Source organism: Vulgatibacter incomptus (genome assembly GCF_001263175.1).
GTDB lineage: Bacteria > Myxococcota > Myxococcia > Myxococcales > Vulgatibacteraceae > Vulgatibacter > Vulgatibacter incomptus.
Window position 1 is genome coordinate 203,559 of record NZ_CP012332.1, and the last position, 23,363, is coordinate 226,921.

A 23,363-nucleotide genomic window follows, 5' to 3' on the forward strand; every position below is an offset into this window, starting at 1 on the left:
GCTCCACGCGGGCGTGACGCGAACGAGTTGCGTCGAAACTGCACTCGTGGTTCTTCCGGATGGACGACGAAGCGCCTAGACTGCGCCTTCTTCGGGAGTGTCATGGCCAAAGAGAATCGAATGTTCCGCAAGATCCTGGTCGCGAACCGGGGCGAGATCGCCGTGCGGGTGATGCGGACCTGCCGCGAGATGGGCGTGCAGACGGTTGCCGTCTATTCCGACGCCGACCGTGGCGCTCTCCACGTCCGCACCGCCGACGAGGCGGTTCGCGTCGGCGCTCCGCCGTCCGCCGAGAGCTACCTACGGATCGACCGGGTGATCGCCGCCGCCAAGGCCACCGGCGCCGAGGCGATCCACCCCGGCTACGGCTTCCTCTCCGAGCGCGCCGCCTTCGTCGAGGCCTGCGAGCAGGCCGGCATCGTCTTCATCGGCCCGCCCGCAGCGGCCATGGACGCGATGGGCGAGAAGACCCAGGCGCGCCGCCGCATGATCGCGGCAGGCGTCCCCGTGGTGCCCGGCATGGCCGAGCCCGAGGCCGACATCGAGAAGGCCCGCGCCTTCGCCGCGCAGTGCGGCTATCCGGTGATGATCAAGGCGGCCGCCGGCGGCGGCGGCAAGGGCATGCGCCGGGTCGACTCCGAGCGCGAGTTCGACGCGGCCTTCGGCGGCGCCCAGCGCGAAGCCAAGAACGCCTTCGGCGACGACCGCGTCTACATCGAGAAGTTCCTCGAGAAGCCCCGGCACGTCGAGATCCAGGTCTTCGCCGACGGACACGGGAACTGCATCCACCTCTTCGAGCGCGAGTGCTCGGTCCAGCGCCGGCACCAGAAGGTGATCGAGGAGACGCCGTCGCCGATCGTCGATCCCGAGATGCGGGCGAAGATGGGCGAGGTCGCGGTACGGGCCGCGAAGGCCGTGGGCTACGTGGGCGCCGGGACCTGCGAGTTCCTCGTCGACGCCCACATGAACTTCTACTTCCTCGAGATGAACACCCGCCTCCAGGTGGAGCACCCGGTGACGGAGCTCCGCACCGGCCTCGACCTGGTGCGCTGGCAGCTCGAGGTGGCGGCAGGCGGCAAGCTCCCGCTGGCCCAGGACGAGGTGCCCTCGAACGGCCACGCGATCGAGGCGCGCATCAACGCCGAGGATCCGGCGAACGGCTTCATGCCGAGCCCCGGGAAGATCACCTACCTCCGCCTCCCGGGCGGCCCCGGTACGCGGATCGACGGCGGCGTCTACCCCGGCTACACCGTGCCGATGACGTACGACTCGATGATCGCCAAGCTCATCGTCTGGGCGCCGTCCCGCGACGAGGCGATCGACCGGCTGAAGCGCGCGCTCTCCGAGTTCGTGGTCAAGGGGATCACCACCAACATCGGCTATTTGAAGCGGATCCTCGCCCACCGCGAGTTCCTGAGCGGCGACTACGACACGACCTTCCTCGGCCGGTGCGCCAAGGACCTCGAGCCGGTGCCCAACGTGGAGCTCGCGAAGGTGGCCCTGATGGCCTCCGCCATCCACCAGTTCCAGCTCGACCACAAGCGGTCCCGGCAGCTCGCGGCGAGCGCCGAGGGGGCGAGGGAGGCCCACTCGCGCTGGGCCGAGGTCGGCCGGATCCATGCACTGGGGCGGAGTGGAGGTGTGCGGTGAAGTATCAGGCGACCCTGGCGAAGCAGAACCACGAGATCGACGTCGTGGACAAGGGTGACGGCGTCTACGAGGTGACGCTCGACGGACAGGTGCACGTGCTCGACGCCCTCGAGCTCTCGCACGGCGCCGTCAGCCTGATCGTCGATCACGCGTCCTACTCGGTGGAGTTCGAGGACACCGCCGACGGGAGCGTCAACGTCCTCGTCCGGGATCAGGTCTTCTCGGTCGACGTGCTCGACGAGCGGCGCCTGCGCATGCGCGCGGCCGGTGGGCGCTTCGCCGTCGAGGGGCCCCAGATGATCACGGCTCCGATGCCCGGCAAGGTGGTGAAGTACCTGGTCGCGGTCGGTGAAGAGGTGGCCGAGGGCCAGGGCCTCGTGGTGGTCGAGGCCATGAAGATGGAGAACGAGCTCAAGAGCCCGAAGAGCGGCGTGGTGAAGGAGGTCTTCGCCAAGGAGGGTGCCTCCGTGGAGAGTGGCGCCAAGCTCGTCGTGGTGGAGTAGGGGGGCGGGATGTCGGGGCAGGAAGCGCGGATCCGGAGCCCCAAGGGGGCGCTTGAGGAGCTGGTTCCGGAAGGGGCGCTCGCCGGGGGCTCCGCCTTTCGGCTCTACTACCTGATCGGCACGGGGCGGGCCACGGGCAGGCTGGTGCTCCAGGAGCCGGCCGGCATCCTCTGGGAGCTCTGGTTTCGGCGAGGCGCTCCACTCCAGGTGAGGACCACCTCGCCGCTCCTCGGCCTCGGGCGCTACCTCGCGGCGCAGGGCGCGCTGGGGCCGGACGAGCTCGCGAGGGCCCAGGCGGTCGTCCAGCGCGATGGCGGGGAGCTGATCGACGTTCTCGGCCGGATGCCTGGTGTCGAGCCGATGGAGATCTTCCGCCACCTGGCCGGGTACGGCCGCGCGCTCCTCGTCCGCGCCCTCGCGCTCGAGGCCGGAGCGTTCCGGTGGGAGGATCAGGCGCCAGCGCCACCCGGCGCCGCGCCCCTTGGGGAGACCTGGCCGCTGCTCTGTGAGGCGGGGCGCAGGATCTCGCCGGACGCGGCCCGCCGCCTACTCGGCGACAGGCTCGAGCGCCCAGTCATGAGGAGCGGCGACGGCCGCATGCAGCTGGAGGAGCTGGGCGTCAACGCCCAGGAGGCACGGATCGCTGCCTCCTTCGACGGCGTCCGCTCCCTCGCCGGGCTCGCGCGGGCCTCGCCGGAGGAGTCCGACCGGATCGCTCGGCTGGGTTACTTCCTCGGGGCGCTCGGCTTCGCGTCCTTCTCCGGCGCCGAAGCGGCGCGGGAGCCGACGCGCACGGCGTCCCCCTCTCTCGACGACCAGCCCGCCTACGAGTTCACGCCCGGCCCCGCCTCGCCCATCGCGCAGCGCCGGCCGATCGCGGCGGGGAGGCCCGGACCTGCGCGGACGGCGGAGTCGACCCCTGGCCCCTTCCGGACGGCGGAGGCGACGCCCGGCCCGTTCCGGGCGGGAGGGATGACGCCCGGCCCCTCTCGGTCGGCGGGAATGACGCCAGGCCCCGGCCAGGCTGCGAGGAGCCCGACCCCTGGCCCACAGGCCGCGCCGCTCCCCAGGCCGCGCACCGACGCCGAGGTCTACGAGTTCCTGGAGACCCTGGACCGGAAGAACCACCTCGAGTTGCTCGGGTCTCGGCGCAGACGGCGCCGGCGGAGGTCAAGCAGGCCTACTTCCGCCTCGCGCGGGTCTTCCACCCCGACACGGCAGGGCCGAAGAACGAGGCGATCAGGCGGGCGAAGGAGCAGATCACCGCGTGCCTGAACGAGGCGTACGACGTGCTCTGCAACGAGGCCAAGAAGGCCGCCTACCTCGGCGGGCTGGGGAAGGGCGCCGGTGCCAACCCGATCGACGTCGCGAGCCTGCTCGAGGCGGAGCGGATCTTCGCCGGGGCCGCCGCCCTGGTGCGGGCCCGACGCTTCAAGGAGGCCATCCCCGAGCTCGACAGGGCCATCGCCCTCAACGACGCGGAAGGGGAGTTCTTCGCCTGGCGGGCCTTCGCGCGATTCTCGTCGACGCCCGACAAGCGGCTGGTCGAGCGCCAGACCCAAGAGGAGCTGGAGCTCGCGATCCAGAAGAGCCCCAATTGCGTGGTCGCCTTCCTCTTTTCCGCGAGGGTCGCCACGGTTCTCGGTGACGTACCTGGCGCGATCAAGTACTACAAGCGCTGTCTCGCGCAGGAGCCGGACCACCTGGAAGCCAAGCGCGAGCTTCGTCTGCTGGAAACGAGGAACCTGAAGTGACCCTGGCTGGAAAAGATCGCCGTGCCCTGCGAGCCCTCGGGCACCACCTCGAGCCGGTGATCCAGCTCGGCCAGCGGGGGATCACCGCCGCCCTGGTCGAAGCGTCGAACGACGCGCTCGCGGACCACGAGCTGATCAAGGTCAGGGTCCTGGAAGCCTGCCCGCTCGACCGCCACGAGGCCGCCGAGCAGCTCGCCCAGGAGACAGGCTCGGAGCTCGCGCAGGTCCTCGGGCGGACCTTCCTGCTCTACAAGCGGAACCCCGAGTCGCCGAAGATCGCGATCGGGACCCCGCCGAAGGCCGCGCTCCACGGTCACGTCGGAGGAGAGGGCGACCGGCCCGCCGCCCGCAAGCCGAAGCGCGCCATCACGCAGGGCGCCGCCGACGAGGGCGCCCCGGGGCGCGCTGCCAAGAAGGAGCCCGCCGGGAAGCGGCGCTCCGGCACCGGCGCAGCGCTCCCGCCCCGCCGGCACCGCTGATCTCGGCAATCGATTCCGGTTGCAGCTTCGAACGGCGCGCATGAAACGCGCCGTTCGCTCGTTCCGCGCTTAGAACTCGATGGGGCCGGCGAGCTCCACCGGGATGTGCCCGATCGAGAGCTGGATCTGCCCGTCGATCAGGTACTGCATCCTCGCCCTGGAGCGGATGATCTGCTCCACCTGCGGGAAGTTCTCCTTGCTCAGGGTGAAGGGGATCTCGAGGTTGGCGGTCGCGCTCGGCGGGACACGCTGCTTGCGGCCGGCGGTGCCCTTCTCGACCAGCTTCGTCCCGTTGATGGCGAGGTCGAAGGCGAGACCGTTGAGCTGGAGCTCGAAGGGGTTCATGTTCTCGACGCGGAGGAAGAAGACCAGGCTGACCTCCTTGTCCTGGATGCTCGTCTCGACGTGCCACACCGACGCGTTCGGGACCCTGGGCGCGCGGACCATCGCCGCCCGCTGGAACTCGAAGATGTGGCCGTCGTCGGTGGTCACCGTGCCCTTGAACACGTAGGGCAGCGGCGCCTCCCGCTCCATCACATCGCCGAGATCGTCCTCGTCGGCGTAGGGCGCGGTGGCGGCGATCTCCACGGTGCCCCCCGCGGCCACGTCGGCGCCGAGCGAGACCTTGCCGGCGGCGAGGAGCTTCCTGCCGTCTCCGACGAAGAGCTCGTAGCGTGCCTCGCGCGCGGGGTGGGCCTGCGCCGGGTCGAGCTTCAGCGTCGCGGTCGAGGTGAAGGTGGTGAAGGACTGATCCGTCACCTCGATCTTCATGACCTCGGCCTTGCTGACGATGGGCTCGGGCGCCACCTGGGCGCCGGCGCATCCACCTGCGGCCAGAGCCGCGGCCGCCCCGGCGATCGTTCCTCGGATTCGAAGTGCTCGATTCATGGTCTCCCTCTCAGGGACTCAAGTGTTTTCACTTGGAGCGTGTGAAGAGCGTGAAACTCGGCTCCGCTCTCAGAGGCCGCAGGCGTCTTTCGGATTGACGCTCGGGCAGTCCTTGAGCGTCCGGATCTTCTTCAGGGTCCAGGTGGAACGATTGGCGCTGTTGCCGAGCTCGAGCTTGACCACGCCGACCTTCGGCACGAACCAGCGGCTCTGCTCGTCCCACGGCGTGCCGAAGTAGTCGACCTTGATCGCGTCGAAGGTCTCCGTCTCACTGCCGGTGCGGGACGCCACCACCTGTTCCTTGGTGTAGATCACCGAGTAGTCCAGCTTCTCCGCCAGGTCTTCCTGCTCGACGCCGTTCTGGAACGCGTGCGCGTCGGTATCGGAGGTCCGGAACGCCTTCTGCATCGGCCAGCGGAAGAGCGGGAGGCCGGGCTCGAGGCGCCACTCGTCCTGGCCGCCCTCGCCGGAGAAGACCCGGTGCAGGAGGAGGTCGGGTTCGGTGGGATCCACGACGTAGCTGAGGATCGTCGTCCCGTTCTGGCGGTAGACGACCACGTTCATGTCCTTGTGGTCGGGCGAGTACTGATTGTTCACCCGCTCGACGGCGACGCCGAGCTTGAAGGCGCTGCCGGGCGACTCGTACTCGTAGCACTGGCAGGCCTCGACCCCGAAGTAGGCGGCCGGATTCTCCATGTCGGGATCGCCCGTGCCCGGGCCGATCTGCTTCTTCGACTCGCTGCCACAGGACGAGAGCGCGAGGACGGCGATGGGGATGAGCGCGAGACGAGACTTCAACATGCGGATTGCCTTCCTGTAGAGAGCCGCCGCCGGCTCGGAATCGAATGACCAGGGCGGGAAGGCGGCGAGCATAGCAAAGGCAGGAGCGCGCGCCCAGGTAGCGCGAGCGCGCAGATCTTCGCCTCGCTGGCCACTTGCAGAGTCGACGCGGCTTCGTGCGAACCGGTACCATCGGTGACGATGACGCGAACGGGCCGTCCCAACCTCGGCAAGACGATCAAGGCCGTGATGCGCGACGCGGCGCGGCGGCTGCCCGAATTCGCCCATATTGACGCATCGCGGATCCTGATCGTCGCGGGGGAGGCGAGGCGGGCCAGCCGGGCGACCGTGCGCCCCATGTGCTTCGCCGACTCCCGGACCCGATTCTCTCTGGACGGGAAGCGGGCCAAGCCGATCGTGCAGCTCCGCGGCACGCAGATGCTCTACGTGGTGGCGTTCCGGCCCAGGTTCTTCATGCGGTCCACGCCCGAGCAGCGGGTGGAGACGATCCTCCACGAGCTCTGGCACATGGCGCAGGAGTTCGACGGCACCCTCCATCGGGCCCGCCGCCACGCAGTCCTACCGGGGCAACGGTTCCACGACGTGTTCCAGCCGCTGGTCAAACGCTATCTGTCCGCGGTGCCCCCCAAGCTCCTGGCCGCCCTCGCGTTCCATGGAGAGGGGATCATGCGCCATTGGCTCGAGAGGCCCGCGCCCTTCTTCCACGTGGACGGGCGGAACCCGTCCAAGCCGGCGCGGCGCCCGATCTTCACGGAGGCCCAGCTCTTCTACGGGCCGGTGAAGATGATCACCCCTGACGCTTGGCGGCACTGACCTTCGGCGCGGCCAGACCCTGCTCCATCAGCGCCTGCGCTGCGTCGCGGGACTGGGCGAACATCGTCTCGTGGAGCGAGCCGCCGTGGGAGTCCATGGTGATCACGCAGGGGAAGTCCTTCACCTCGATCGACCACATCGCCTCGGGGACGCCCAGCTCGTCGAGCATGTGGGCGCCGTGGACCTTCACCACCTTCTCGGCGAGGACCACGGCGAGACCGCCGATGGCGTGGAGGTAGACGCAGCCGTGCTTGCGCATGGCCTCGAGCGTCCGCGGACCCATGCCGCCCTTGCCGATGACGCCGCGGACCCCGTACTGCTCGATCACCTGGGCCTCGTAGGGCTCCTCACGGATCGACGTCGTGGGGCCGGCCGCCACGAAGCGGTAGCCGCCGTCAGCGGTCCGGCTGACGACCGGGCCGCAGTGGTAGAGGAAGCGATCGCGAGCGAGGCGATCGAACTCGGGGTCGAAGGCCTTCACCAGGTGCTTGTGTGCGGCGTCGCGGCCCAGGACCATGGGGCCGCTGATCTCCACCTCGTCCCCGATCCGCAGCTCGCGGATGGCCGACTCGGTGATGGGAAGCTCGATCTTCTTGGGCATGGCCGTTCCGGGGGATTCAGAGGATGGGAAGCTTGCGGCGGGTCGCGCGGCGGGAGGGGATCGCCACTGCCGGCTTCTTGCCAGTCGACTTGGGGGCGGCCTTCTTCGCGGCCGCCTTGGCAGCGGTCGTCGCGGGAGCCTTGGCCAAGGTCTTTCCGGCCGCCTTCGCGGGAGCCTTGGCCACGGTCTTTCCGGCCGCCTTCGCGGGAGCCTTGGCCACGGTCCTTCCGGCCGCCTTCGCGGGAGCCTTGGCCACGGTCTTTCCGGCCGCCTTCGCGGGAGCCTTGGCCACGGTCTTCCCGGCCGCCTTCGCAGGAGCCTTCGCCGCCGCCTTACCGCCCGCGACCTTCGCCGCGGTCGCCGCCGACGCGGCCTTGCGCTTCGGGACCGCCACCGCGAGGGGCCTTCCGTCGAGGTGGGCCTTCTGCCCCTTCACGACCAGCTCACCCTTCCGATACGCCCAGCACATGTAGCTGATCGAGACGAAGAAGCTCGCCGGCACCCGGTGCCGCGCGCCGATCTTCACCCCGAGGACGGTGGTCTTCCCGCCGAAGCCCATCGGGCCGATGTTGAGCCCCTGGAGCGAGCCGGTGAGCTCCTGCTCCAGCGCGGCGAGGGTGGCGTTCGGGTTCTCGTCGTAGAGCGGGCGGAAGAGCTGCTCCTTCGACTCGATGTAGCTCGTGACGCGATCGCCGCCGACGCCGACGCCCACCGTGCCCGGCGCGCAGCCATAGCCCTGGGCCTTCTGCACCGCGTCGATGATGCAGCGCCGGATCCCGTCGAGGTCGCGGCCGGCGCCGATGCTCTCGTCGGGCAGCGAGTACTGGCCGCCGACGTTCTCGCAGCCGCCGCCCTTCATCATCAGCCGCACCTGCACGCCCTTCTCCTTGCGGGCGTGGAAGTGGATGTACGGGGAGCCGTTGCCGACGTTGTCGCCGGAGTTCTGTCCCGTGATCGAGTCCACCGCGTTGGGGCGCAGGTACGAGCGCTTGGTGGCCTCGCGGACCGCGTCGACGATCTCCTTCTCGAGGGCGTGGGCGGTGTGGTCCGGGCCGTAGTCCACGTAGAAGATCAGCGTGCCGGTGTCCTGGCAGATCGGCGCGCTCGCCTCGCGGGCGGCCTCCACGTTCTGGATCATCAGCTCGAACGTCGACCACGCGCGCGAGCCTTCGGTCTCGAGGTCGCGCGCCCGGGCCAGGGCGTCGAGCACGTCCTCGGGCAGCCCGGAGGAGGTGTGGCGGATCAGCTCGAGAAGCTGGGGTCTGAGAGTTGCCATCGACGATCACTCGCAGCTTGGTGGGGGTCTCGACTCATACAACCCGAGTGGCCCTCGCATCAATCGAATCTCGAGGAATCCAGGCCGAGCCTCCGTGCGCCCGCTTGCCTCGAACGCGATGCGGACTCCATGTTCCCGGAAGCGAACCCGCACGCCCGCGCCATCGGCGCGAGGCCTTCCGGAGAAGGGGGCCAAGTGTCCCTCGTCAAGGTCGCGGTCCTCACGGGCGGGGGCGATTGCCCGGGCCTGAACGCCGTCATCCGCGCGATCGTGCGCCGCAGCGAGCAGCGCCACCTCGAGGTGATGGGGATCCGCGACGGCTGGGAGGGCCTCGTGGAGGAGCGGCACGAGCGCCTCACGCGCCAGCGCGTCTCCGGGATCCTCCACCTGGGCGGCACCATCCTGGGGACCTCGCGCTTCAACCCGTTCGCGATCGAGGACGGGCCGGAGCGCGTGATGCGTACGCTGCAGCGCCACAACGTGGGCGCGGTGATCGCGATCGGAGGCGACGGGACCCTCTCGATCGCCCGCGAGATGCACGCCCTCGGGGTCTCGATCGTCGGAGTGCCGAAGACCATCGACAACGACCTGGGCGGAACCGACTACACCTTCGGCTTCGACACCGCGGTCTCCATCGCCACCGAAGCCATCGATCGCCTCCACTCCACCGCCGAGGCGCATCAGCGAGTGATCGTGGTGGAGGTGATGGGACGGCACGTGGGCTGGATCGCGGCCTACGCCGGCCTCGCTGGAGGCGCCGACGCGATCCTCGTGCCGGAGCGCCCCGCCCGGATCGAGGAGGTGATCGAGCACGTGGAGCGGCGCCGGAAGGAGGGGCGGAAGTTCTCGATCATCGTCTGCGCCGAGGGCGCGATGGTGGATCTCGGCGAGGGCGCGAAGCTGATCTCCCGCGGCCGGGACGAGTGGGGCCACGAGCGCCTGGGCGGGGTCGCGCAATCCGTGGCACACGCGATCGAGAAGCGGACCGGGATCGAGACGCGGGTCACGGTGTTGGGCTACGTGCAGCGCGGGGGAAGTCCCACCGCCTCCGATCGGGTGCTCGGCACGAGGTACGGCGTGATGGCTGCCGATCTGGTCGCCTCGAAGCGGTGGGGGACCATGGCCGCCCTCCGCGGCAACGAGATTGTGGCGGTGCCGCTGGCGGACGCCACCCGCAGCCTCAAGCAGCTCGACCCGCGCATCTACGACGTCGCCAGCGTCTTCTTCGGGTAGAACGCTCGGGTGGACGAATTCGTGGACCATCGGCTGGAGGTCTCCGCGGAGGCGGCGGGGAGGCTCGATCGCTTCGTCGCCTCGTCGCTCGGGCGCTCGCGCAGGTTCGCGATGGACGCCATCGAGAGGGGCCTCGTCGCCGTGGACGGCCGCAGAGCGCGGAAGGGCGACCTCGTCCGCACGGGACAGCAGGTGAGCGTCCGCGTCCCTCGCCTGGAGCTGGTGCCCCAGCCGGAGCTGCCGCTCGAGGTCGTCTACGAGGACGCGAGCGTGGTGGTCGTCTCCAAGCCCAGCGGCGTCCCGACGCATCCCTTGCGCGCCGGCGAGAGGGGCACCCTCGCCAACGCCCTCGCGGGGCGCTGGCCCGAGTGCGCGTCGGCGAGCCGGGATCCGAGGGAGGGTGGCGTCGCCCATCGGCTCGATACGCCGACCTCGGGCCTGGTCGTCGCGGCCCGCGATCGCGCCTCCTGGGAGTCGCTGCGCCGGCAGTTCTCGGAGCGGACGGTCCGCAAGGAGTATCTCGCCCTCGCGTCCGGCCGCTTGTCCGGGCCTGTGATGGTCGACACTCCCATCGCAGGGCAGGGGAGAATGCGCGCCGTCGAGGACGAGGGGCTCGTGGAGAGCGGCGAGGCGCGGGAGGCGCACACCCGCGTCGTGGTCGAGCGCGCCTTCGATCGGTGGACGCTCGTGAGATGCGTGATCACCACCGGTGTCATGCACCAGATCCGGGTGCACCTCGCGCACCTGGGCTGTCCCGTGGCGGGCGACGACCGCTATGGGGGGCCGAGCCCCGAGGGCCTGGAGAGGCTCTTCCTCCACTCGGCGGCCCTCGGCTTCGACCATCCGGTCACCGGGGAGCGCCTGGAGTTCGAGTCGCCGCTGCCGTCCGATCTCGCCGCCTGCCTGGCGAACCTGGCGGGCTGATGAGACCGGTTAGGAGGATTAGAAGGGGAGCAGGGACGCGGGGCCCGGCGGCGGACGGCGCTCGGCCTCCGGCGGCAGGCTTTCGGGGCCCGAGAGCTCCGTCGGCATCGCGGCCACCGCCATGGCCTCCGCGGCCTCGACGACCGAAACCTCGTCCTTGGCTCGGCCCCTGCGGCGGCGCTTCCTGCCGCGTCCTCCAGGCGTCTCGGCGGGCGCCACGGGAGCGACCGCCTCCACGGCCTCGGCCACCGCCTCGGCGCGCGCAGGCTCCCGCGGAACCGGTGCCGCGGTCTCTGGGGTGCGGGCCTTCCAGCGCGCCAGGCTCTCGGCGCCGTGGCCGGTGGCCACGACGTAGAGCTCGTAGATCAGGAGGGCGTCGGCGAAGTACGGCTGCCGAAGGAACTTGGCAGGGGAGCCTCGCCGCTTGCGCTCGCCCGAGAGGATCCGCTGCGCGTGGAGCAGCAGCCTCGAGCGCTCGGCGATCCGGCGCGGAAGGCGGGCGCTGCGGACCAGCTCCGCCAGGAGCTCGTCGACCGACCGCGCGGAGGCCGAGATGCTCCAGGGCACCTGCGGGGCCTCCCCTTCCTCGACCTCGGCGGGCAGCGGGGCCTCCGCGTTGCTCCGCTCCTCCAGGGCCTCGAGCTCGTCGAGGACGTCGGGGCCGGACGCGTCCGCCTCCTCCGCGCGGGCTTCGCCGGAGACTCCCGGCTGCTCCTGGGATGGGACGCCATTGGCCAGGGCGGCGCCGTTCTGCACCTCCGCCCCGGTAGCCTGTCGAGCCCGGTCCGCCGATCCGGCGCGACCCTTGATCAGCTCGTGCTGGGAGAGGTGGACCAGGAGGGTCGAGAGCAGGACCGAGTCGTCGGGGAGCGGGCCGCGGCGGACGACCTCGTCCAGGAGCCGAAGCGAGCCGAAGAGAGCCTGGCTGCGCTCGTCTTCCGACTGCTCGAGGAAGGATGCGAGGGGAGGAAGGAGGACCTTCAGCCCGTCCAGGCGATGGAGGAGCTCGATGCAACGGTGGGAGTGCCCCGAGCGGAGCAGCCGGAAGATCTCCTCGAGCACACGGGGCGGCGCGCAGCGCGCGAGCTCGCCCTTGTAGTCGCACATGGACTTCCAGGTCTCGGCTTCGATCTCGAGCCCGGCCTTGGCCGCGAAGCGGACCGCGCGGAGGATCCGGACCGGATCCTCCTGCATCCGGACCGCCGGCTCCCCAATCGTGCGGATTTGACGCTTCTCGAGGTCCGCCCGGCCGTCGACGTAGTCGATCACCCGGCCGAGGATCACATCGTAGAACAGCCCGTTGATCGTGAAGTCGCGGCGGCGGGCGTCCTGCTCGGCGCTGCCGAAGACGTTGTCCTGCGTGATCAGGAGGTCACCGGGGCCCCCGGCGCCGGAGTCGGCCTCGCTGGGGTTGGCCCGGAAGGTGGCCGTCTCGATCACCTTGCCGCCGCGGAAGAAGACGTGTGCGAGCCGGAAGCGCCTCCCGATCAGGCGGCAGTTCCGGAAGATCGCCCGGATCTCTCCAGGGTGGGCGCTCGTCGCGACGTCGAAGTCCTTCGGGACGAGACCGAGGAGGAGGTCGCGCACGCAGCCGCCGACGAGATACGCCTGATGACCGTGTGAGCGCAGCCGGTGGATCACCTTGAGCGCGTCGGGATCGAGCTGCTCGAAGGGGATCTCGGGCGGGGGACCGAAGGGGTCGAGCGCGGTGAGCGCCGCAAGGGGCTCCGAGTGGCGGCGGAGCGCCTCGGACTCAGTGCGTGGGTGGGCTTCCGCCTCTTGCTTGTCTCGACTCGGTTCTTCGTTCATCTCGTTCCATGGTCCGGCGGGCTGGCCAGACTAGGAGAGAACCGTCGGCAGGGTCAATGTTTTCCGCGGCTTGCACGAAAAAGGGACGCGGGCAATGGGCCCGCGTCCCGATGAGTCCGACCGAACCGGGTCGCTAGTAGCTCGACCCGCCGCCATGGGTGCCGCCCTGGGTCCCACCCTGGCTCTTTCCACCGGGCGCCGTGCCGCCTTTCATCTGGCCCTTGCCTTCCTTGGCGTCGACCGAGACGGCGATCGGGCGATTCTCCGCCAGATTGAACTCGGCGCGGACCTCGGAGCCCGGCTGCAGATCCTGGATGGAGGCGCTCTTGCCGTTCACCCGGATCTTCGTGTCGTTGGCAATCTTCAGCTCGGCGGGCGGCATGCCCGTGCGCTGCAGCGTGAGCTCGCCGCTGCTGGCGTCGATCGAGGCGATGGTGCCATCCACCTTGAAGTTGCTCTTGTTCTTGAAGACCTCGGCGTTCTCCGCGCCGGCGGCCTTCGGGCTGGTGGCGGTCCGCCCGCTCGGGTTGCTCATCCCGGGCTGCTGCTGCATCGATCCGTTGGATCCTTCCTCACCGGCCGCAGCAGCGAGCGCCGGAACAGCCAGCAGGCTCGCGGTGACCACCAGAAGCTTCGTCGGCATCCGCATCGGCTCCCTCCTTTACGCGGCAGCCACGCCGCCGCCGCAGAACAGGATCTGCACACGGCCTGTCCAGAGGGAAGCCACGGCCGGCACCTCGGGGGCACGGCGGCCTGCCTGTCCCGCAAGCGAGGAAGGGGGCCGAAACGAACACGGCCCCGAGAGACAATCGCTCCCGGGGCCGGACGTAGTAGACGGCCTCCCGCCTACTTCTTGGGCGGGTTGATGTGCGCGAACCGCTCGTTGATCGCGTTCCAGTTGAGCGCGTTCATCACGTTGTTCACGTAGTCCGGCTTCTTGGTGCCGTAGTCGATCATGTAGGCGTGCTCCCACGCGTCGACCGCGCAGAGGACGCTCACGTTCGGCCACAGGCCCACGTGGTGCTCGCTCTGGACGAGCATGTTGGACACCCGGTTCAGGTTCCAGTCGTAGACCGTGAGCGTCCAGCCGTGCGCCGACGCGAGGCAGGCCTTCGCGTCGATCATCCAGTTGTCGAAGGAGCCGAAGCTGGCCTCGATGGCCTTCTTCAGGTCGGGGGAGACGGCGCCCTCGTGTCCCAGGTTCGAGAAGTAGAGCTCGTGGAGGAACGTGCCGTTGTACGCCACGGGCTCGCGGCGCTTGAGCTCGGAGTACTCGTTGAAGGAGTAGTTCGCCTTCGACTTGTCCACCGTGCCGAGCTTCTCCCAGATCTCGTTCAGCTTGTTCACGTAGCCCTGGTACAGGCCGAAGTGCGCCTTGAGCTGGGCCTCGGAGAGACCGTTCACCTTGCCGAGAAGGTGGTTGAAGTCCTTTGCCTCGTACTTGGACATGTGTGACCTCCGGAATGAGCCGTGGTGCAATGGAGCGCCACGAGTTGTGCCGTGCGGCGAAAGCGCTCTAGGTAATCGTCGAGGGTCCGGATCGTCAAGGCGAGTTGGCGCCTCCCTGCCTGCTCGGGTGACGGATGCCAAACTCGTCGGTGGCCACGGGAGGTTCGACACCCACCACCTGCCAGGGGCGGCCGTGCGCTAACCTCCCTGCCTGATGCGAGGCCAGGGATGCCTCCTGGCCCTCCCAGATGCCCTTCGGCCCCGCCGACGATGCCCTTCGGCCCGCCTGCCGAGGCCGCTCGGCGGGCGGCCGGCGCCCTCGCGGTTATGTTAGAAGCAGTTTTCTTTGCGACAGCCCGCTCCCAACCGGAGGCGACGGGCTCCGCACCCTCCCGAACCCCATGAAGCCCGCTCCGGCGCGACGGGCCACACCATGACGAGGAAGCTGACCATGGCACACAAGGTGACGTACATCCCAGGCGACGGCATCGGCCCCGAGGTGATGGAGGCGGCGATCGCGGTCATCGACGCCACGGGCGTCAGCATCGAGTGGGAGAAGGGCGAAGCGGGGGCGGAGGTCGAGGCCCGGGTCGGGACGAACCTGCCGACCTCCACCCTCGAGCAGATCATCCGCTCCCACGCGACGCTCAAGGGCCCGACCGAGACGGGCGTCGGCAAGGGCGCCAAGAGCGCGAACGTCGCGCTGCGGAAGTCTCTCGACCTCTACGCGAACCTCCGCCCGGTCAAGAGCATCCCCGGCGTGAAGACCCGCTACGAGGACGTGGATCTCGTGGTCGTGCGCGAGAACACGGAGGATCTCTACTCGGGCCTCGAGCACATCGTCGTCCCGGGCGTGGTCGAATCCATCAAGATCATCACCGAGAAGGCCTCCACCAGGATCGCCAGGTTCGCCTTCGAGCACGCCCGCAAGCATGGCCGCAAGAAGGTCACGGCCGTGCACAAGGCGAACATCATGAAGCTCTCCGACGGCCTCTTCCTGGAGTGCTGCCGGAACGTCTCCCGCGCCTATCCCGAGATCGAGTACACCGAGATCATCGTCGACAACTGCTGTCTGCAGCTCGTGCGCGATCCCTCGCGGTTCGACGTGCTCGTCCTCGAGAACCTCTACGGCGACATCGTGAGCGACCTCTGCGCCGGCCTCGTCGGTGGCCTGGGCGTGGTCCCCGGCGCGAACATCGGAGAGGTGAACGCCGTCTTCGAGGCGGTGCACGGTACGGCGCCGGATATCGCGGGCAAGGGGATCGCGAACCCCACTGCGCTGCTGCTCTCCGCGGAGCTCATGCTCCAGCACCTCGGGGAGATGGACGCCGCGAAGCGCCTCCGGGGCGCCATCGAGCGGGTCCTCGGCGAGGGCCGCGTGCTCAACCCGGACCTCGGCGGCACCGCCACCACGAAGGAATACGTCGAGGCGCTCAAGGCCGCGCTGGCGTAATCCAAGCATCGGGATCGGGCCGGCCTGCCGCGGATCGCTCGCGGCGGCCCGGCGGCTACATCGGGAACCGCCTTCGGCGCCGATCCGTTGCTTGCAGCCGTGCCATGGCGGTCCTATACCGACCGCCATGGCACGCATTCTTCCGCTCCATTCCTCTCACGTCTCTGCAGGCGCCCGCCTGGGCATGCGCGACGACGCCGAGATCGTGCTCTCCTTCCGTGAGGCCTCCCGGGAGTGGAGCTCCCTCACCGAGTCCGCCGGCGTCGCCGATCGCTCCCATCGCGCGGTCCTCCGCGTCACCGGCCCCGAGGCGAAGCTCTTCCTGCACGGCCTGGTGACGAACCAGGTGAAGGCGGTCGAAGCAGGGCAGGGGAACTACACGGCGATCATCAACGCCCGTGGCAAGACCCTGGGCGACGGGAGGATGCTGGTCGTCGGCAAGGAGGAGCTGCTCCTCGACCTCGAGCCGGAGTCGAGGGAGAAGGTGCTCTCGCACCTCGACCAGCTCCTGATCTCGGAGGACTGCGAGCTTCACGACGTCACGGATCGCTGGGCGATCCTCGGTGTCTATGGGCCGGAATCGGCCCGCGTCGTGGCGGATGCCCTCGGATCTGCGATTCCATCGCTTCCCTTGCACCACCATGTGGCCGTGCCTTTCGAGGGCGGAGAGGTGAGGGTGGTTGCGGCGGCGCCCGCCGGCGTGGCCGGACTGGATTTCTTCGTGGAGCGCTCGGTGGTAGAGCCCCTCTGGAACCGTTTGCTGGGGGCCGCGAGCCGGCACGGAGGCGGCCCGATCGGAGACGAGATCCTGGACGCCGCGAGGATCCACCACGCGATCCCGCGATATGGAGCCGAGCTCGACGAGTCGACGATCCCGCTGGAGGTGAACCTCGAGAGGGCCATCAGCTACACCAAGGGCTGCTACGTCGGCCAGGAGGTGATCGCGAAGGCCACCTACCGGGGACAGGTCCGCCGGAAGCTCGTGCAGCTCCGGGTGCCCCACGGCGCGGCTCCAGGTGCTTCGCTCCTGGAGGGCGAGAAGGTCGCAGGGGCCCTCGTGTCGGTCCTCGACCCCGATCCCGCCGGGGGCGGCCCGCTGGCCCTCGGCTTCGTCCGGCCCGATCGGCTGGAGCTGGGCGCCAGGCTCGCGATCGAAGGCGGCGGCGAGGCCGAGATCTCCTGGGTTCCGCCGCCCAGGGAATGAGAAAGACAGCGTGCTCCGCTTCTCGGAACCGCCTGGCGATTGGGTGACGAATCGATGACCGACGGCCCTCGTATCCTCCTCCTCTGCACCGATCTCATCTTCTCGTCGAAGATCCTGACCACCGCCCGCCTCACGGGCGCCGAGGTGCACACCAACGAGAGCCACTTCGGAGACGGTGCGCCGGATCTCGTGCTGGTGGATCTCGACGCGGAGAGGCTGTTTCCGGAAGACGCGATCCGACGTCTCCGGGAGCGGATGCCCGACGTCCCGATCGTCGCATTCGTGCGGCACGAACGGGTCGACCTCATCCAGGCCGCCCGGGCCGCCGGAGCGAGCCAGGTGCTCGCCAGGGGGGCGTTCAGCGAACGGTTGCCCGCGATCCTCGCCGGTCCGAATGGGGGAGATTCGCCTTCCGGCCGGCAGCGGTAGTATCGTCGGACCCATGAAAACACTCGCGATCGGGATCCTGCTGGCCATCGTCTCTTTTTCGACGAAGGAGGCGCGAGCGTCCGCCGCCCTCGTGGATCGATCGACCGGGGTGAAGTTCGATTCCTTCACCACCGTGGGAGGGACGCGCTACGAGTGCCTCGGCGCCGGCGTGCGAAAGGTCCTCTTTTTCAAGGCTTACGCCGTCACCTATTGCGTCGAGGCGTCCCGTGCCGACGAGCTGGTCGCCGGCTACGTCCGCTCGCGTCACCCGGATCTGTCGGGGGAAGCGCTCGGGGATCGTCTCGAAGAAGACGAGCGATTCTTCGAGGCCCTGGCGGATTCTTCCGCAGACAAGCTCGTGATCATGCAGCTCGTACGCGACATCTCGAAGGAGAAGATCGCCGGTGCGTTCCGCACGTCGCTGAGCGAGGTGCTTCCCCACGAGAAGGTCGAGAGGCTCATCTCGACGATCCCGGGCGATGGAAAGGACGGTCAGAGGATCCTCATCCATTCGCACGGCGACACCCTCGTGATCGACATCGCCGGAGACGCGAAGAAGCTCGAGGACGCACAGATCAGCCGAAAGCTGTGGCGGGTCTGGCTCGGCCCCGACAGCGTCTCATCGACGTTGAAGGAGTCGATCGCGCAGAGGGCAGCCGCCCGAATTCCGCCCCGTGGCTACATGCCGGCCTCAGCGCCGGCGGAGCGCGCGAAGGAGTAGCGCGCTCGGACGAATCGGGGCGGGCGGGGGTCGAACGTCTCTCCAGCCGGCGCGAAGGGGCTCGACCGCGCAAAAAAAAGAGCCGCGGGGCGAACCCCGCGGCTCCGAAACGAGCCAGACGCTCGAACAGGCTACATCGCAGCCTTGGATGCGTCCTTCGGCGGACGACCGCGCGAGGGGCGCGGCGGCGCCTTGAAGTTCTCGGGAGCCGGAAGCGGCCAGTCGTACTTGCGCGCAGCCTGGTAGTGCGCAGCGCAGTAGCCCTGGGACCGATACGGCCTGTTGCAGCCGACGACCTCGCACTTCTTGCCTGCGGGCTTCCGTCCGGGAGCGGCTGCCTTCGCCGTCTTGGCGGCGGCCTTCGGGCCCGGCTTGCGGCCCGGGCGCTTCGCGGCGGGGGCTGCGACCTGGGGCGCGCCGGTGCCGAGAGCCTGAGCGAGCTCCTCCGCGAAGATCTCCCGGAGGTTCGTGCGGACCGCTGCCTCGACCGTCTCCTCGACGATCTTGCGGATGCGCTGATCCAACGCGTTGGCGAATGGGTTGTTCGAAATCTTGGCCATGAGGGTGGGTACTCCTTTACCTCGAGTGATGCTGCAACCTAACCAATCGGGAGCCACAAAACAACGAATCTCGTCTGATAGCAAGCATGGAAACAGAGTCCATGCCGATTCCCTTCGAACCGCGGCGAGAGAACATGCATTTCCCGGAGGTTCATCCTCGGCGCGGCGGAAACGAGATCCATGGAGCGCCGCCACCGGCATCCACGAAGACATCCGACGACGCGTGGCGAGGCGACGGAGATCATGGCTCCTGAGTGTCCCGTGGAGGACGTTTCTTCGTCCGAGAGATCGGTTGGGCGCGATCGGCCCGCTCGCTCTCGTCTCGACGATCGATGGCTCAGCTCGCAGCCTCGCCCCGCTGGCGGGGGGTCTCGGGCGCTCGCCCTCGGGCGAAGGCTTGGGCCGTCATCCCGCGGTCCCCAACCATCCTCGAACCATGTCAAGTGGTTTCGAGCCCTGCAGATCCGACACGATCGCCCTGCCACGGATCGAGCGCGATCGGGACCTGAACGGCCTTTCCCGGCGATCGACGCGGAGCGGTGAGAGCTCGAGGCACCTAGGGGCTTGACATGCGGGCCTGCTTGCTGCTCCGATCCGGGTTCCCCCAGGTTCGCTGTCCCAATTGCGAGTGATCCGGCCGGAGAACGAATGAGGCTCCATCGAGGCAATCCTCCGACCGCGACCAAGGGACCGAGAACCGATCGTCTCCGGACGAGACCATCCGAGGGAGATCCCGCCGCGGGATCGCCCTCCGCCACGCAAAGGCAGGCAGTTGTCCTGCAGCCCTCTCCAGGGGAGCCCCGATGAAGCGTAATCTCCTTCCGATGCTGCTAGGCGCTGTGGCCTTCGCCGTCCCGATGGCCGCGGCGGGGCAGGTGCCCCCTCCTACCTTCACCTGGTCGAGCCCGTTCCAGCCGCTCCCGATCGAGGGAGGGGGGCCGAAGACCTTCGCGAACGTCACCGGCACGGCGCCTCTTGGTTATAACGGCCAGGAGCTAGGCAAGGACCTGCCGTTCGACGTCACGTTCTTCGACAACACCTACAACAAGATCAACGTGGGTGCGAAGGGTTACATCACCTTCGGCCCCAACCGCGCGGACGGGACCCCCACTCCCGCCGTAAGCGGTAACCTCGACGCCATCAAGGTGTCGCCGACTACCACCAGTCCCGCCAACCTGAAGAATACCTCGAACCCCTTCAACGTGGTCGCCGCGTGGTGGGGCGACCACTACTGCGAGCCTTCGGCCGAGATCAGCTACCAGGTCCTCGACACGGGCGAGCACGCCGCGCCGAACCGGGTGTTCATCGTCCAGTGGTTCTGCACCAAGGCCGTCAACTCGACGTCGCCTGTCGGGACCCTGACGCGGTTCCAGGCGCAGATTTGGCTCTACGAGCGTTCGGTCCCCGGCCGGAACAACGTGATCCGCGCCCGGTACGGGACGCTCACGCTGGATACGCAGTCTGTCTGGGCCAACGTCAGCTGGGGCCTCAAGAAGAACAACGCCGCCGGCACGTTGGGGCCCGCCGCCGACGGCAGCGTCGACATCTGCAATCCTCTCAACGCTGCCAACGGATTGCCCAAGTGTGGCCCCGAGCACTTCCCGGCCCAGACCACCATCCAGTACGGGCTCATGGAGGGCGTCGATTTCACCGCCGCCGTCAAGCCGGGCCGGATCAAGGCCACCGGCAACACCATCGACTTCTCCATCGACACCACGCTGCGAAACGTAGGTGACCAGACGGGCGACGCGATCTACGACCTCTGGCTCGTCAAGGCTGCGGTTGGCCCTGCGGGCTTCGTCCCGGATGGACCGGGTGCGACGAAGATCGGCTCCGTGACCAGGCCGACCACCGTCCCCGGCGGCGGCTCCGTCGTCCTGACCGAGAACCTCGTCGGCGTCTCGCGGACCAACATCGCGAACGGGCTCTACTACATCTGCGCCGACATCCATCCGGCATCGGGGACGGCCGAGGTGTACGAGTCCAACAACCGCGTCTGCTCGACCAGCAAGGTCGCGATCGGCCCTGACCTTACGGGCAAGATCACCGGCTTCACTCCCACCACGGCTGGGCCGGGTCAGGACATCACGGTTCAGTTCGAGTTGTCGAACATCGGCTCGGCCGATTCGGGACCTTTCAACTACTGGATCGTGATGGATACCGTCCAGGGGACTGGGATTGGGGTCGCCCGCAGCCAGTCGATCGTGCACAATCGCATCGATAACGGCCTCCAGGCCGGGCAGACCATCCCCATGGTCACCCTGGACGCGAAGACGCCTTGGAAGCTCCTCGGCGACAAGTACACCTTCTCCCTCCACGTCGACTCCTCCGACCCGACCACGCTGCCAATCGTGCGAGAGGTGGAAGATGATGCGGATTTCACGAACAACGTAGTACGGACCACGGCGACGCTGACAAGCAAGCGCCACACGGGGGTGAAGGTGACCCAGACCCGGGTCACGATCAACCTTCCGAATGGCTGCTTCTATGGCGAACCGATCGAGGGGAGCCTCGAGGTCTGCAACACCCTCACCGGGTCCGCAGACGCCTGGAACTTCCACCCGGCCCTGATGATGGGGCCGACAGACCGGGTCGCTTGGGAAAACGACGCGGTGGCTGCCTCCTATCCGCCCGCTTGCAACGACGATGATGCGAACGTCGAGTGGAACCACGCGACCTGCGCCGATCCGGCTGCTCAGTGCATCGCCGGCCGCTGCCGCGTCGAGTGCGAGACGAACGCCGACTGCGGCACGAACCTGTTCTGTGGGCACGACTGGACGGCCGAGCCGCAGCTCGGTCCCAAGGCGAAGACGTGCATGAACTATCTGCCCGCCCCGCCCCCGGCGAGCCAGTGCAAGGTCTACCCGGTGAAGGGCCGGATCCCTCTGGCGGACGCCGATAACCAGCGCTACCAGAACGGCAGCCAGCTCTTCCACTGGGTTGCGGACAGCCTTCGGACCCTGAGCCAGGATACGCCTGACGAGTTCGCGTCCAGCCGGTACAACTGCCGGAGACCGCTTCCCGACTTCACGGTGGGCTACATGAATCCCCCGTCGCGGGTCGTGGCCGGCGAAGCCGCGGTGATCTCCCGCTCGATCAAGAACGTCGGCCTGATCGAGCAGCCGGCTCTTGCGGGTGTGGCGCCGCCCACGACGGTGCAGGCCAAGTACGCCTACTACCTCGGCTCGACTAAGTACGTCTCGATCCACGACATCCGGCTCGACGTCCAGTCGACCGGTGGCGCCGGCGTCGTCTCGCTCGGACGCTTCGACGAGAACCGGCTCACCGATCAGGTCATCATCCCGTCTGACACCAAGGCGGGCGAGTACTTCATCGCCCTCATCGTCGATCCGGACAACGAGTTCGCCGAGCTCGACAAGTCCAACAACGTCTTCGTGCACCCGACGCAGAAGGTCGTCGTCGTGGAGTCGTCCCTCAAGATCCTCAACGGGACCATTCCGCCCGTGACCCTCGGGGAGTCGCCGGTCTACCAGTTCGACGCCGCTGGCGGAGTCGTCCGCCCGCTGCAGTGGTCCGCCGACGGGACGCCCCCCGGCATGACGCTGGACTCGAACGGTCTGCTCACTGGCACGCCGATCGATGACGGTGACAACTACTTCATCGTCTCCGTGCGGTCGGGTGACCTCGTGGCGAAGAAGGCCGTGAAGCTTACGGTCCTCAAGCCCATGGGCTCCCTCCAGATCACCACCCGGACCCTCCCCACCGGCATCAGGGGCAAGGCCTACGGTGGCTGGATCGACGCAGCCGGCAAGTCCCACAAGGGCGTGCCCCTCACGGCCAGCGGCGGTCTCCCGCCGTACACGTGGGCTTTGGCGAGTCCGAAGGACACGATTCCGAACGGCATGGACACCAGTCTCGGCCTACTCAACTGTGGGGACGAATGCGAAGCGAAGGTGACGGGCACGCTCCAGACGACGGGCTCGAAGACCTTCACTGTCAAGGTGACGGACGCCAGGGGGAACTGGGTCACCCAGGAGCTCACGCTGATGGTGGTCGAGGAGTCCAGCCTGATGATCACCGTCGACCGGTTCCAGCAGGGGTGGACCGCAAGGTACTACGAATTCTGTCTCGTCGCGTCCGGCGGCGTTGGCCCGGAATACTCCTGGCGCTTTGACCCGAGGACCTACCCGGCAGGCCTCACCGTTGAGACTCGGGGCAGCGTGCGGGGGTGCCTGGTTGGAACGCCGAAGGAGTGCGGCAACTTCATGGTCGACTCGACGGTGACGGACGACGCGAGAGGGCAGAGCTTCAACGCCCGGGTTCCGTTCCCGGTGGAATGCTCAGGGGTTGACCTGACCATGCCTCGTATCCCGGACATCAAGCGCGGCCAGGTGGTGGAGATCTCGCTCTACTCGACCAACGCCGTCGACCCGACCTTCCGCCTCGTGCAGGGCACCCTGCCGCCGGGCTTGTCGCTCTCGGATGGCGTCATCTCGGGCACGGTCTCGTCCGACGCACCCTTCGGAGCGTACACCGTGATGATCGAGATCAAGGACGTCGAGGGTCGCTTGGGTCTGGATTCCTTGACGCTCACGGTGCAGATCGAGCCCAAGGAGGCGCACACCGAGACGAAGAAGAAGTCCGGCTGCAGCGCGGCCGGCTCGCCGGCCAACGGGGTCGCCTTCGGCCTCGCCCTCGTCGGCGCCGCGTTGCTCCGCCGGCGCGGAAACGGGACCCTTGGAGGCTCGGATTCTTGACAAATCCGGAGCCATCGGAACGCCGCCCGATCCGGGCGGCGGATCCCTTCGATCGGGCGGCGCCCCGTCTCACCTGCGGCGCCGCCACGCTCTTCTTC

At 68.5% G+C, this 23,363-nt stretch carries 20 protein-coding genes and 2 pseudogenes; 14 read left to right on the forward strand and 8 right to left on the reverse strand.

From position 1 onward, the window contains the following. The first annotated feature begins 120 nt into the window (after positions 1–120). The 6 genes and pseudogenes from accC to yhbY all read left to right on the forward strand — a co-directional run bounded on the left by accC (position 121) and on the right by yhbY (position 4,386). Positions 121–1,650: an acetyl-CoA carboxylase biotin carboxylase subunit gene (gene accC, locus AKJ08_RS00690; RefSeq protein ID WP_050724300.1), complete on the forward strand. Its 1,530-nt coding sequence runs from the start codon at positions 121–123 to the stop codon at positions 1,648–1,650. A 44-nt stretch (positions 1,651–1,694) separates the two neighbouring features. Then, positions 1,695–2,153, forward strand: a complete 459-nt coding sequence (locus tag AKJ08_RS20260; protein WP_420806379.1) for a biotin/lipoyl-containing protein — start codon at positions 1,695–1,697, stop codon at positions 2,151–2,153. Positions 2,154–2,162: 9 nt separating this feature from the next. After that, positions 2,163–2,666 (forward strand): annotated as a pseudogene (locus tag AKJ08_RS20785) (DUF4388 domain-containing protein); the annotation flags it as partial. A gap of 689 nt (positions 2,667–3,355) precedes the next feature. Next, positions 3,356–3,415 (forward strand): annotated as a pseudogene (locus AKJ08_RS20790) (hypothetical protein); the annotation flags it as partial. A 27-nt stretch (positions 3,416–3,442) separates the two neighbouring features. Continuing rightward, entirely contained in the window at positions 3,443–3,907 is a 465-nt protein-coding gene (locus AKJ08_RS00705; protein ID WP_050724303.1) for a tetratricopeptide repeat protein, read from the forward strand. Continuing rightward, positions 3,904–4,386 carry a ribosome assembly RNA-binding protein YhbY gene (yhbY, locus tag AKJ08_RS18240; protein ID WP_082342501.1) on the forward strand — a complete coding sequence of 161 codons (483 nt, stop codon included), beginning with the start codon at positions 3,904–3,906 and terminating at the stop codon, positions 4,384–4,386. The genes AKJ08_RS00705 and yhbY overlap by 4 nt, the downstream gene beginning before the upstream one ends. A 69-nt stretch (positions 4,387–4,455) precedes the next feature. Here yhbY and AKJ08_RS00715 read toward each other — a convergent pair whose 3' ends face one another. Next, the gene (locus AKJ08_RS00715; protein ID WP_082342503.1) at positions 4,456–5,274 is read right to left on the reverse strand and encodes an LEA/WHy family protein; all 819 of its coding nucleotides are present in this window, start codon (positions 5,272–5,274) and stop codon (positions 4,456–4,458) included. 69 nt (positions 5,275–5,343) lie between these two features. Beyond that, entirely contained in the window at positions 5,344–6,075 is a 732-nt protein-coding gene (locus tag AKJ08_RS00720) for a hypothetical protein (protein WP_157370377.1), read from the reverse strand. 180 nt (positions 6,076–6,255) lie between these two features. Here AKJ08_RS00720 and AKJ08_RS00725 point away from each other — a divergent pair, with 180 nt between their 5' ends. After that, complete coding sequence (locus AKJ08_RS00725) at positions 6,256–6,888, forward strand: putative metallopeptidase (RefSeq protein WP_050724306.1); 633 nt, start codon at positions 6,256–6,258, stop codon at positions 6,886–6,888. Here the strand turns inward: AKJ08_RS00725 and AKJ08_RS00730 are convergent. Further along, positions 6,863–7,489, reverse strand: coding sequence for a FumA C-terminus/TtdB family hydratase beta subunit (locus AKJ08_RS00730; protein ID WP_050724307.1), 627 nt, complete (start codon positions 7,487–7,489; stop codon positions 6,863–6,865). The two genes, AKJ08_RS00725 and AKJ08_RS00730, sit on opposite strands and share 26 nt — an antisense overlap. Positions 7,490–7,505: 16 nt before the next feature. Continuing rightward, positions 7,506–8,765, reverse strand: a complete 1,260-nt coding sequence (locus AKJ08_RS00735) for a fumarate hydratase (RefSeq protein ID WP_157370378.1) — start codon at positions 8,763–8,765, stop codon at positions 7,506–7,508. A 195-nt stretch (positions 8,766–8,960) separates the two neighbouring features. On the opposite strand from AKJ08_RS00735, the gene AKJ08_RS00740 reads away from it, so the two are divergent. Continuing rightward, positions 8,961–9,998 (forward strand): 6-phosphofructokinase, encoded by a 1,038-nt coding sequence (locus AKJ08_RS00740; RefSeq protein ID WP_050727380.1) that lies wholly within the window; start codon positions 8,961–8,963, stop codon positions 9,996–9,998. 9 nt (positions 9,999–10,007) lie between these two features. Further along, positions 10,008–10,922, forward strand: coding sequence for an RluA family pseudouridine synthase (locus tag AKJ08_RS00745; protein WP_050724308.1), 915 nt, complete (start codon positions 10,008–10,010; stop codon positions 10,920–10,922). Positions 10,923–10,940: 18 nt separating this feature from the next. On the opposite strand, the gene pcnB is transcribed toward AKJ08_RS00745, so the two are convergent. From pcnB to AKJ08_RS00760, 3 genes are all read right to left on the reverse strand, one after another. Then, the gene (pcnB, locus tag AKJ08_RS00750) at positions 10,941–12,731 is read right to left on the reverse strand and encodes a polynucleotide adenylyltransferase PcnB (RefSeq protein ID WP_050724309.1); all 1,791 of its coding nucleotides are present in this window, start codon (positions 12,729–12,731) and stop codon (positions 10,941–10,943) included. A 133-nt stretch (positions 12,732–12,864) separates the two neighbouring features. Further along, positions 12,865–13,374: a hypothetical protein gene (locus AKJ08_RS00755; RefSeq protein WP_157370379.1), complete on the reverse strand. Its 510-nt coding sequence runs from the start codon at positions 13,372–13,374 to the stop codon at positions 12,865–12,867. A 203-nt stretch (positions 13,375–13,577) separates the two neighbouring features. Next, positions 13,578–14,180 carry a superoxide dismutase gene (locus tag AKJ08_RS00760; RefSeq protein ID WP_050724311.1) on the reverse strand — a complete coding sequence of 201 codons (603 nt, stop codon included), beginning with the start codon at positions 14,178–14,180 and terminating at the stop codon, positions 13,578–13,580. Between the two features lie 445 nt (positions 14,181–14,625). Here AKJ08_RS00760 and AKJ08_RS00765 point away from each other — a divergent pair, with 445 nt between their 5' ends. From AKJ08_RS00765 to AKJ08_RS00780, 4 genes are all read left to right on the forward strand, one after another. Beyond that, complete coding sequence (locus AKJ08_RS00765) at positions 14,626–15,633, forward strand: isocitrate dehydrogenase (NAD(+)) (protein WP_476723231.1); 1,008 nt, start codon at positions 14,626–14,628, stop codon at positions 15,631–15,633. A gap of 127 nt (positions 15,634–15,760) precedes the next feature. After that, the gene (gene ygfZ / locus AKJ08_RS00770; protein WP_082342507.1) at positions 15,761–16,837 is read left to right on the forward strand and encodes a CAF17-like 4Fe-4S cluster assembly/insertion protein YgfZ; all 1,077 of its coding nucleotides are present in this window, start codon (positions 15,761–15,763) and stop codon (positions 16,835–16,837) included. A 54-nt stretch (positions 16,838–16,891) separates the two neighbouring features. Next, positions 16,892–17,266 (forward strand): ANTAR domain-containing protein, encoded by a 375-nt coding sequence (locus AKJ08_RS00775; protein WP_050724314.1) that lies wholly within the window; start codon positions 16,892–16,894, stop codon positions 17,264–17,266. Further along, the gene (locus AKJ08_RS00780; RefSeq protein WP_157370380.1) at positions 17,232–17,987 is read left to right on the forward strand and encodes a chalcone isomerase family protein; all 756 of its coding nucleotides are present in this window, start codon (positions 17,232–17,234) and stop codon (positions 17,985–17,987) included. Before AKJ08_RS00775 ends, AKJ08_RS00780 begins: the two co-directional genes overlap by 35 nt. 131 nt (positions 17,988–18,118) lie before the next feature. On the opposite strand, the gene AKJ08_RS20055 is transcribed toward AKJ08_RS00780, so the two are convergent. Then, a complete protein-coding gene (locus AKJ08_RS20055) occupies positions 18,119–18,547 on the reverse strand; it encodes a hypothetical protein (protein WP_050724316.1) in 429 nt (142 codons plus the stop codon). A gap of 803 nt (positions 18,548–19,350) precedes the next feature. Here AKJ08_RS20055 and AKJ08_RS00790 point away from each other — a divergent pair. Further along, complete coding sequence (locus tag AKJ08_RS00790; protein WP_050724317.1) at positions 19,351–23,265, forward strand: putative Ig domain-containing protein; 3,915 nt, start codon at positions 19,351–19,353, stop codon at positions 23,263–23,265. Positions 23,266–23,363 lie beyond the last annotated feature (98 nt).

What these genes read in the sequence shown, in the direction of transcription:
- ygfZ (WP_082342507.1), top strand. Translation starts at nt 15,761, where the DNA reads ATGGCACGCATTCTTCCGCTCCATTCCTCTCACGTCTCTGCAGGCGCC.
- AKJ08_RS00780 (WP_157370380.1), top strand. Translation starts at nt 17,232, where the DNA reads ATGGGGGAGATTCGCCTTCCGGCCGGCAGCGGTAGTATCGTCGGACCC.
- pcnB (WP_050724309.1), bottom strand. Translation starts at nt 12,731, where the DNA reads ATGAACGAAGAACCGAGTCGAGACAAGCAAGAGGCGGAAGCCCACCCA.
- AKJ08_RS00715 (WP_082342503.1), bottom strand. Translation starts at nt 5,274, where the DNA reads ATGAATCGAGCACTTCGAATCCGAGGAACGATCGCCGGGGCGGCCGCG.
- AKJ08_RS00790 (WP_050724317.1), top strand. Translation starts at nt 19,351, where the DNA reads ATGAAGCGTAATCTCCTTCCGATGCTGCTAGGCGCTGTGGCCTTCGCC.
- AKJ08_RS00735 (WP_157370378.1), bottom strand. Translation starts at nt 8,765, where the DNA reads ATGGCAACTCTCAGACCCCAGCTTCTCGAGCTGATCCGCCACACCTCC.
- AKJ08_RS00720 (WP_157370377.1), bottom strand. Translation starts at nt 6,075, where the DNA reads ATGTTGAAGTCTCGTCTCGCGCTCATCCCCATCGCCGTCCTCGCGCTC.
- accC (WP_050724300.1), top strand. Translation starts at nt 121, where the DNA reads ATGTTCCGCAAGATCCTGGTCGCGAACCGGGGCGAGATCGCCGTGCGG.
- AKJ08_RS00760 (WP_050724311.1), bottom strand. Translation starts at nt 14,180, where the DNA reads ATGTCCAAGTACGAGGCAAAGGACTTCAACCACCTTCTCGGCAAGGTG.
- AKJ08_RS00755 (WP_157370379.1), bottom strand. Translation starts at nt 13,374, where the DNA reads ATGCCGACGAAGCTTCTGGTGGTCACCGCGAGCCTGCTGGCTGTTCCG.
- AKJ08_RS00730 (WP_050724307.1), bottom strand. Translation starts at nt 7,489, where the DNA reads ATGCCCAAGAAGATCGAGCTTCCCATCACCGAGTCGGCCATCCGCGAG.
- AKJ08_RS00725 (WP_050724306.1), top strand. Translation starts at nt 6,256, where the DNA reads ATGACGCGAACGGGCCGTCCCAACCTCGGCAAGACGATCAAGGCCGTG.
- AKJ08_RS00775 (WP_050724314.1), top strand. Translation starts at nt 16,892, where the DNA reads ATGACCGACGGCCCTCGTATCCTCCTCCTCTGCACCGATCTCATCTTC.
- AKJ08_RS20055 (WP_050724316.1), bottom strand. Translation starts at nt 18,547, where the DNA reads ATGGCCAAGATTTCGAACAACCCATTCGCCAACGCGTTGGATCAGCGC.